General features: G+C 35.0%; 7 protein-coding genes. 6 read left to right on the top strand and 1 reads right to left on the bottom strand.

The genetic code is table 11. From position 1 onward, the window contains the following. The 4 genes from WBQ70_RS01820 to WBQ70_RS01835 all read left to right on the top strand — a co-directional run. Positions 1-294, top strand: a 294-nt coding sequence (locus WBQ70_RS01820) for a hypothetical protein (RefSeq protein WP_423909761.1), incomplete at its 5' end; no start/stop codon positions are given. An 11-nt stretch (positions 295-305) separates the two neighbouring features. Then, positions 306-692, top strand: a complete 387-nt coding sequence (locus tag WBQ70_RS01825; protein WP_423909764.1) for a hypothetical protein — start codon at positions 306-308, stop codon at positions 690-692. A 56-nt stretch (positions 693-748) separates the two neighbouring features. Beyond that, on the top strand, positions 749-1,657 hold the full coding sequence (locus WBQ70_RS01830; protein WP_423909766.1) for a TIGR01777 family oxidoreductase: 909 nt from the start codon (positions 749-751) through the stop codon (positions 1,655-1,657). Continuing rightward, positions 1,657-2,112 carry an SRPBCC family protein gene (locus WBQ70_RS01835; protein WP_423909769.1) on the top strand — a complete coding sequence of 152 codons (456 nt, stop codon included), beginning with the start codon at positions 1,657-1,659 and terminating at the stop codon, positions 2,110-2,112. The genes WBQ70_RS01830 and WBQ70_RS01835 overlap by 1 nt, the downstream gene beginning before the upstream one ends. Before the next feature lie 86 nt (positions 2,113-2,198). Here WBQ70_RS01835 and WBQ70_RS01840 read toward each other — a convergent pair whose 3' ends face one another. Then, positions 2,199-3,011 carry a hypothetical protein gene (locus WBQ70_RS01840; protein ID WP_423909772.1) on the bottom strand — a complete coding sequence of 271 codons (813 nt, stop codon included), beginning with the start codon at positions 3,009-3,011 and terminating at the stop codon, positions 2,199-2,201. 227 nt (positions 3,012-3,238) lie between these two features. Between WBQ70_RS01840 and gcvP the strand changes: the two genes are divergently transcribed. Together gcvP and WBQ70_RS01850 are read left to right on the top strand one after the other, a co-directional pair. Further along, complete coding sequence (gene gcvP / locus WBQ70_RS01845) at positions 3,239-6,088, top strand: aminomethyl-transferring glycine dehydrogenase (RefSeq protein WP_423909774.1); 2,850 nt, start codon at positions 3,239-3,241, stop codon at positions 6,086-6,088. Between the two features lie 228 nt (positions 6,089-6,316). After that, a partial coding sequence (locus WBQ70_RS01850) for a 3-oxoacyl-ACP synthase III family protein (protein ID WP_423909776.1) occupies positions 6,317-6,742 on the top strand: 426 nt, incomplete at its 3' end.

Here is a 6,742-nt window from a genome sequence, read left to right on the forward strand (position 1 = left end):
ATCATCCTAAAAGTTGGAAAGATTTGCTACCAAAACGGAAACATCTTTGTGGCTCAATTAATTCCTAATCATGAAGAACTATGTATACGAATCAATCAAATGTTACTCTTGGGATATTATTTGCTCAACATTGGGTACTGCGCCATGACTTTAGTTTCTTGGAAAACTATTGAAAACAACTCCCAACTAGTAGAAATAATAGCCTCAAAAACAGCACTAATCATCCTAATTATCGCCCTTATGCATTATCTAAATATTATCATTATAACAAAATACATCAAAAAATTAATCTAAAACTCAACATCATGGAAACTACTAAAATCCTCATTGGCTATGCCATTTATTTACCCATAGCGATCGCCCTTACCTATTATGTTAGCAAAACATTATTTCGTAATAGCAAAATTTTTATGCTTGACATTTTCAATGGACGAGAAGAAATTGCTTATGCTACCAACAAACTTTTCGAAACCGGCTTTTATCTTCTCAATCTTGGTTTTGCACTAATGATTCTACAACTATATTTAAATCAAAACACCTACCAAGAACTAATTGAAAAATTGAGCTACAAAATTGGAGGCTTTGCCGTTTATTTGGGCATCATGCTTTTTTTAAATTTATATTTCTTCTTTAGAGGAAAACGTAAAGCTCAAGAAGGACAAAACGAACAAAAAACAACTATTAAAGATTAATTCCAAAATAAACCTAACAGGTTTTAAAAAACTGTTAGGTTAAAAAAAATCATATCATGAAAAAATTAATCATAGCAGCTGGAACAGGTTTTTTAGGACAGGTTCTAGTCCTTCATTTTCAAAATCAATTTGACGAAATTGTCATATTAACTCGTGGAAAATCTCAAACAATTGACAAAATTAAATACGTAAACTGGAATGCCAAAACTTTTTCAGGTTGGGAAAAAGAATTAGAAAACGCTGATGTGTTAATTAATCTGGCAGGTAAATCCGTTGATTGTCGATATACCAAAGAGAACAAAAAAGAGATTTTATTATCTCGAATCGAAAACACCAAAATTCTAAACAAAGCGGTTTTAAATTGCAAAACGCCACCTAAACATTGGTTAAATTCATCTACTTCTACCATTTATCGATTTTCATTAGACAAACAAATGGATGAAGTTAATGGAGAAATTGGCAATGATTTTTCGATGAATGTGGCGCAATCTTGGGAAAAAGCCTTTTTCAAAATGGAAACTCCTGATACTTTAAAAACAGCATTGAGAACTTCTATTGTTTTAGGTAAAAAAGGAGGCGCTTTTATTCCATTGAAAACTTTAGCAAAAATAGGATTAGGGGGAAAACAAGGAAAAGGAAATCAATACATAAGCTGGATTCACGAACATGATTTTGCTAGAGCACTTGAATTTGTTATCCAAAAACAAATGATAGGCGTGATTAATATCGTTTCTCCACAACCAATTAGAAACAACGATTTCATGAAAAAACTAAGAAAAGCAGTAGGACAGTTCATTGGAATTCCAATGCCTACTTTTTTACTAAAAATAGGATCTTTCATGATCCAAACTGAACCCGAATTAGTCTTAAAAAGTCGTAATGTAATCCCGAAGAAACTCACAGATAACGGTTTTAAATTTGATTTTGGCACAGTTGACAATGCTTTTAAAAACCTCTTACAATAATGACAACAATCCAACTTACCACCAAAATCGAAGCTCCTATTCAAATCGTTTTTGACCATTCAAGAAATATTGACTTACACCAACAATCTGCTAGTAAAACGAATGAAAAAGCCATTGCTGGAATTACAACAGGATTAATCAATAAAGGAGAAAAGGTAACTTGGAAAGGAAAACATTTTGGACTTTATCTTACTCATAAAAGCCAAATTACTGTAATGGATTTATACCGTTATTTTGTAGATGAAATGGAGGAAGGACATTTCAAGTCTTTCAAACATCAACATTTATTTAAAGAAACAAACGGAGTGACCACCATGATTGATATTTTAGAATATGAAACTCCGTTTGGTTTGTTTGGAAAATTATTTGATTTTTTGTTTTTAAAAAAGCACTTAAGCCATTTTTTACTGAATCGAAATCAGATTTTGAAAAAGGTTTCGGAGAGATCAGATTAAAATAATTACAAATATTTTTCAAAAAACATCCTATTCACCAATATAAGGTATTATTCGGTGAACGTATTCACCAATATTAGTATTTATTAAAGTAAAACCACTAATAACCACCAGATGATAGGCACACTTTCGACCCAAAAAGAAGTGTAGTATTTAGAGCGTCGTTGATTTGCAAAACCTATAAATAAAGACAGCATTACAACCATAATCAAGTTAACAACTAATTGTTTTTCAACAAAATTATTTTTTAGAAACTCTAAGAAATAAAAAGGCAACAATAACAGCAAACCTAAAATTTTAGTTTGCTTAACCCCAATTTGTTGCGGTACAGTTTTAAGATGTGGGTCATCATTTGCCAAATCAATAATTTCGAAAACTAAAATCAAGTTGAATATCAATATAAATCGCTGAATGCATTTGATAAAAAAATCAGTTCCTAAACTTAAATGAGCGTTTACGACTGGCAATAGCAAAGTCACTCCTACCCAGCACAAAGCCACAATATAAATTTTGACACCCGCCCAGTTACGGGCATTTTTTCGATTAGGAAAAAAGGGTAACGTATATAACATAGTGAGAATCAACACACCTACTCCCATTAATTGTGTCACAAGTTGTAATTTGAAGAAATAAAACCCGACCCCTAAAAACGAAAAAAAGCTAATCAATGCAATTAATTTCAACTCTTTCCGCATCATTCTTTTTTTGGCTCGAGCCAAAGCGTCATACTTTACAAAGTTATACCCTACAATGGTTCCAAAAAAAGCAAATAAAGCCATCGGTTCATCATAAGGAAGTCCAAACATAAAATGTGTCATCCTCACTAAAGCATACACGGAAAAAGCCACGTGAATACTACTCTTAATGTAAAAATCGAAAAGGGATTGAAAGCGAATCATCTAACAAAATTAAGCAATTGCACCGTTTTTTTTCATATTCCTGTAAACATATAAAATGAATCCTAAAAAACAGCATTTTAAAACGGAATTATGTTTATTTTTGCACCACGAAAAAACAACCTTTTTAACATTTACATGAAATGAGCATAACGGCAGATTTGTAATCAAAAACGAACGACGATTTATGCAAATTTCATTTTCCGAATAAAAACAGACATTATCTACAAATGAAAACAGATGCTTTTGCTTTAAGACACATAGGTCCTGAGGAATCAGACCTACAACAAATGTTGAAAACAATCGGAGTTGAATCAATAGATCAACTTATTTACGAGACACTTCCAGATGATATTCGTCTAAAAGCACCTCTAAATTTAGATCCTGAAATGACGGAATATGAATATTTAAAACATATTACCCTTTTAGGAAATAAAAATAAAATGTTCAAAACCTACATTGGTTTAGGATATAACCAAGCGATTGTTCCTGCGGTGATCCAAAGAAATGTTTTTGAAAGCCCAGGATGGTACACGGCTTACACGCCTTACCAAGCGGAGATTGCTCAAGGTCGCCTTGAAGCTATTTTGAATTTTCAAACTACGGTTATCGAATTATCAGGAATGGAAATTGCGAATGCTTCTCTACTTGATGAAGGTACAGCTGCAGCTGAGGCAATGGCATTATTGTTAGATGTCAGAACTCGCGAGCAAAAGAAAGCCAATGTGTGCAAATTCTTTGTTTCTGAAGAAATTTTACCACAAACTTTATCTGTTTTACAAACACGTTCTACACCTATTGGAGTAGAATTAGTAATAGGAAATCATGAAGATTTCGACTTTTCTAACGAATTCTTTGGTGCTATTTTACAATACCCAGGAAAATTTGGACAAGTAAATGACTATACTGATTTCATCGCAAAAGCCGCTCAAAACGATATTAAAGTAGCCGTTGCTGCTGATATTTTGAGTTTAGCCAAATTAAAACCTCCTGGAGAAATGGGCGCAGCAGTAGTTCTTGGAACAACACAACGTTTCGGAATTCCGTTAGGTTACGGTGGCCCTCATGCAGCTTATTTTGCAACCAAAGAAGAATACAAACGCAGCATGCCAGGAAGAATCATCGGAGTTACGGTAGATACGGATGGGAATCGTGCGCTTCGTATGGCATTGCAAACTCGTGAACAACATATCAAACGTGACAAAGCAACTTCAAACATTTGTACTGCACAAGTTTTATTGTCTGTAATGGCAAGTATGTATGCCGTGTATCACGGACCAAGAGGATTGAAATATATTGCTAACAAAGTACATGCATCAGCAGTTACTTTGGCAAACACATTAGAAAAATTAGGTTTCGAACAAACCAACACTGCTTTCTTTGACACCATTGTCATAAAAGCAGATGCTAAAAAAGTACGTGAAATTGCTGAAGCTAACGAAGTAAACTTCTTTTACCCAGATGAAAATACGGTTTCGATCTCATTGAATGAAACTATTGGTTTTGGAGATTTGAATAAAGTCGTTTCTATTTTCGCTGCCGCAAAAGGATTGGCTACATTCACGATTGACACTTTATCCCAAACGAATCATTTCCCAGAAAGCTTAGTAAGAACCTCAACATTCTTACAACACGAAGTATTCAACAAATACCACTCTGAAACGGCTTTAATGCGTTACATCAAAATGTTAGAGCGTAAAGATTTGGCGTTAAATCACTCGATGATTTCGTTGGGTTCTTGTACAATGAAACTAAATGCTGCTGCCGAAATGTTGCCATTGAGCGCACCAAGTTGGAACAGCATTCACCCTTTCGCTCCATTAGATCAAGCGCAAGGTTACCAAGAAATGCTTTCTAAACTGGAAGAATACTTAAACGAAATTACTGGTTTTGCCGCTACAACTTTACAACCGAATTCAGGTGCACAAGGAGAATACGCAGGATTAATGGTCATTCAAGCGTATCACCAATCAAGAGGCGATCATCATAGAACAATTGCTTTGATTCCATCATCAGCGCACGGAACCAATCCGGCATCAGCAGCAATGGCAGGAATGAAAGTGGTGGTTACTAAAACCCTTGAAAACGGAAATATTGACGTAGAAGATTTACGTGAAAAAGCGATTTTGCACAAAGATAATTTGTCTTGTGTGATGATTACGTATCCGTCCACTCACGGTGTCTATGAAAGTGCTATTAAAGAAATCACCCAAATCATTCACGATAACGGTGGACAAGTTTATATGGATGGCGCGAATATGAATGCCCAAGTAGGATTAACAAATCCTGCGACTATTGGTGCTGACGTTTGCCACTTGAACTTACACAAAACATTTGCAATCCCTCACGGTGGTGGTGGACCAGGTGTAGGCCCTATTTGCGTAGCGCCACAATTAGCTCCATTCTTACCTAACAATCCAGTTATTCCAACAGGGGGAGAAAACGCCATTACAGCAATTTCTGCAGCACCTTGGGGATCTGCTTTAGTTTGTTTGATTTCTTACGGATACATCAAAATGCTTGGAGCTGAAGGATTAAAATCTTCTACAGAACACGCTATTTTGAATGCAAACTATATCAAAGAAAAATTAAGCGGTCATTACGATACTTTATATTCTGGAGAAATGGGTCGTGCTGCTCACGAAATGATTTTAGAATGTCGCCCATTCAAACAAAAAGGAATTGAAGTGACTGATATCGCAAAACGTTTGATGGATTATGGTTTCCACGCTCCTACTGTTTCGTTTCCAGTAGCTGGAACCTTAATGATCGAACCTACAGAGAGTGAAAACTTGGATGAATTAGACCGTTTTTGTGATGCGATGATTTCTATTCGAAAAGAAATTGAAGCAGCATCTATTGACGATAAAAACAATGTGCTGAAAAATTCCCCACATACACTAGCAATGCTTACTACTGAGACTTGGAACTTTCCTTATACTAGAGAACAAGCTGCTTTCCCATTAGAATACATTGCTGAAAACAAATTCTGGCCTAGCGTTCGTAGAGCGGATGATGCTTTTGGAGATAGAAATCTAGTATGTAGTTGCGCTCCTATTGAGGCGTATATGGAAAACTAATTGCTCATAAATAACCAAAACGCCTCGTTATTTCGAGGCGTTTTTGGCATCCTAACGTAAATAGCTATTTAAATAATCAAATAAAGGAAACACCTTCAATTCTATAAAAAAAGGAAACAAATCTCTCAAAAGTATCTGAGATTCATAATTATATGCATGCATAGTTTCTTTTATTCATAAATTCCTTTTTTTATCTTTAAATTCGCTTAATCTTTTGGTAACACACCTATGAAAATAAAAATCACCGGTTCAGGTAGTTATATCCCTGAAAACAAAATACACAATACCGATTTTTCAAATCACACTTTTCTAAACGAAGACGGTAGTCCTTTCAAATACCCTAATGATACCATCATTCACAAATTCAAGGGAATTACCGGGATTGAAAACAGACGTTATGCTGAAAAGGAATACAATTCATCGGATCTGGCTTTCTTTGCTGCCCAAAAAGCAATTGCAAACGCTAATATTGATGCAGAAACGATTGATTATATCATATTTGCACACAACTTTGGCGATGTAAAACACGGCACAGTCCAATCAGACATGTTACCGAGTTTAGCTACCCGTGTCAAAAACAAACTCCAAATCAAAAACCCAAAATGCGTGGCTTATGATTTACTTTTTGGTTGTCCAGGTTGGATCGAAGGTGTG

It is taken from the genome of Flavobacterium sp., from assembly GCF_049590715.1.
In the GTDB taxonomy this organism is placed as follows: domain Bacteria; phylum Bacteroidota; class Bacteroidia; order Flavobacteriales; family Flavobacteriaceae; genus Flavobacterium.

What these genes read in the sequence shown, in the direction of transcription:
- WBQ70_RS01825 (WP_423909764.1), top strand. Translation starts at nt 306, where the DNA reads ATGGAAACTACTAAAATCCTCATTGGCTATGCCATTTATTTACCCATA.
- WBQ70_RS01830 (WP_423909766.1), top strand. Translation starts at nt 749, where the DNA reads ATGAAAAAATTAATCATAGCAGCTGGAACAGGTTTTTTAGGACAGGTT.
- WBQ70_RS01835 (WP_423909769.1), top strand. Translation starts at nt 1,657, where the DNA reads ATGACAACAATCCAACTTACCACCAAAATCGAAGCTCCTATTCAAATC.
- WBQ70_RS01840 (WP_423909772.1), bottom strand. Translation starts at nt 3,011, where the DNA reads ATGATTCGCTTTCAATCCCTTTTCGATTTTTACATTAAGAGTAGTATT.
- gcvP (WP_423909774.1), top strand. Translation starts at nt 3,239, where the DNA reads ATGAAAACAGATGCTTTTGCTTTAAGACACATAGGTCCTGAGGAATCA.